The organism is Rhodobacter flavimaris (genome assembly GCF_021378075.1).
Taxonomy (GTDB): domain Bacteria; phylum Pseudomonadota; class Alphaproteobacteria; order Rhodobacterales; family Rhodobacteraceae; genus Rhodobacter; species Rhodobacter flavimaris.
This window is the reverse complement of record NZ_JAJUOS010000024.1, coordinates 1-2,500: the sequence shown is the minus strand read 5'-3', so window position 1 is coordinate 2,500 and position 2,500 is coordinate 1. Positions and strand designations below refer to the sequence as shown.

Genomic DNA, 2,500 nt, shown 5'->3' with positions numbered 1-2,500 from the left:
CAGACCCGAAACCGAGTGATCTAGCCATGTGCAGGATGAAGGTAAGGTAACACTTACTGGAGGTCCGAACCGACACCCGTTGAAAAGGGTCCGGATGACGTGTGGCTAGGGGTGAAAGGCCAATCAAACTCGGAGATAGCTGGTTCTCCGCGAAAGCTATTTAGGTAGCGCCTCGGACGAATACCTACGGGGGTAGAGCACTGGATGGGTGATGGGGTCCCACAGACTTACTGAGCCTAACCAAACTCCGAATACCGTAGAGTACTATCCGGGAGACACACGGCGGGTGCTAACGTCCGTCGTGAAGAGGGAAACAACCCTGACCAACAGCTAAGGCCCCCAATTCGTGGCTAAGTGGGAAAGCATGTGGGACGACCAAAACAACCAGGAGGTTGGCTTAGAAGCAGCCATCCTTTAAAGATAGCGTAACAGCTCACTGGTCTAGATAAGTTGTCCTGCGGCGAAGATGTAACGGGGCTCAAGCCACGAGCCGAAGCTTTGGATGCACAGTGATGTGCGTGGTAGCGGAGCGTTCTGTGATATAGAACGCTGCCTCCTTAGCGTCTTCGGACGCATTGGAGGCAATGTTCTGACTGTGAAGCCGGGCTGTAAGGCATCCGGTGGAGTGATCAGAAGTGAGAATGTTGACATGAGTAGCGACAAAGAGGGTGAGAGACCCTCTCGCCGAAAGTCCAAGGGTTCCTGCTTAAAGCTAATCTGAGCAGGGTAAGCCGGCCCCTAAGGCGAGGCCGAAAGGCGTAGTCGATGGGAACCAGGTTAATATTCCTGGGCCAGGAGGATGTGACGGATCTCGAGGGTAGTTCGTTCTTATCGGATTGAACGGGCTGCTTAGAGGTCCCTGGAAATAACCCTCCATGAGACCGTACCCGAAACCGACACAGGTGGACTGGTAGAGTATACCAAGGCGCTTGAGAGAACCACGTTTAAGGAACTCGGCAAAATGCCTCCGTAAGTTCGCGAGAAGGAGGCCCCATTCGCAGGCAACTGTGGGTGGGGGGCACAAACTAGGGGGTGGCGACTGTTTACTTAAAACACAGGGCTGTGCGAAGTCGTAAGACGACGTATACAGTCTGACGCCTGCCCGGTGCTGGAAGGTTAAAAGGAGGGGTGCAAGCTCCGAATTGAAGCCCCAGTAAACGGCGGCCGTAACTATAACGGTCCTAAGGTAGCGAAATTCCTTGTCGGGTAAGTTCCGACCTGCACGAATGGCGTAACGATCTCCCCGCTGTCTCAAACGTGGACTCAGCGAAATTGAACTGTGTGTCAAGATGCACACTACCCGCGGTTAGACGGAAAGACCCCATGAACCTTTACTCTAGCTTTGCACTGGCATCAGGATTGTGATGTGCAGGATAGGTGGTGGGCTTTGAAGCGGGGACGCCAGTTCCCGTGGAGCCTCCCTTGAGATACCACCCTTCGCACTCTTGATGTCTAACCGCGGCCCGTTATCCGGGTCCGGGACCCTGCATGGTGGGGAGTTTGACTGGGGCGGTCGCCTCCCAAAGTGTAACGGAGGCGCGCGAAGGTTGGCTCAGACCGGTCGGAAATCGGTCGTTGAGTGCAATGGCAGAAGCCAGCCTGACTGCAAGACTGACAAGTCGAGCAGAGACGAAAGTCGGCCATAGTGATCCGGTGGTCCCAAGTGGGAGGGCCATCGCTCAACGGATAAAAGGTACTCTGGGGATAACAGGCTGATGATGCCCAAGAGTCCATATCGACGGCATCGTTTGGCACCTCGATGTCGGCTCATCTCATCCTGGGGCTGGAGCAGGTCCCAAGGGTATGGCTGTTCGCCATTTAAAGAGGTACGTGAGCTGGGTTTAGAACGTCGTGAGACAGTTCGGTCCCTATCTGCCGTGGGTGTAGGATACTTGAGAAGAGTTGCCCCTAGTACGAGAGGACCGGGGTGAACGCTCCACTGGTGGACCAGTTGTCGTGCCAACGGCAGTGCTGGGTAGCTATGAGCGGACAGGATAAACGCTGAAGGCATCTAAGCGTGAAGCCCCCTTCAAAACTAGGTATCCCTTGAGGGCCGTGGAAGACCACCACGTCGATAGGCCGGAGATGTAAGCGCAGCAATGCGTTCAGTTGACCGGTACTAATTGCCCGATTGGCTTGATTTGATCCAGTAGCAGCAAGGCTCAAATCAAAAGCACGCATATATACTGACTTGGACAACGCTTCTTCCTCGGTTTGGTGGTCATAGCGCCGGCTAAACACCCGATCCCATCCCGAACTCGGCCGTTAAGGGCTGACACGCCAATGGTACTGCGTCTCAAGACGTGGGAGAGTAGGTCACCGCCAAACCTAGAAAGAAGCGACAAAAAACAGTTCTCTCTAAACGATGAAAATCCCCGATCGCATAACAATGCCCTCGGGGCCCGACGCAAACGCGTCACCGTCGCGGGGTGGAGCAGCCCGGTAGCTCGTCAGGCTCATAACCTGAAGGTCGTAGGTTCAAATCCTACCCCCGCAACCA

Annotated in this window: 1 tRNA gene and 2 rRNA genes (1 of these 3 cut by a window edge); all 3 read left to right on the top strand. The window is 54.8% G+C overall.

Annotation, left to right across the window (positions count from 1 at the left end):
* A 23S ribosomal RNA gene (locus LZA78_RS17405) occupies window positions 1–2,144 on the top strand; it begins 685 nt to the left of the window's first position.
* 69 nt (window positions 2,145–2,213) lie between these two features.
* Window positions 2,214–2,328: ribosomal RNA gene (rrf, locus tag LZA78_RS17400) — 5S ribosomal RNA — on the top strand.
* A gap of 95 nt (window positions 2,329–2,423) precedes the next feature.
* Window positions 2,424–2,500: transfer RNA gene (locus LZA78_RS17395), tRNA-Met, on the top strand.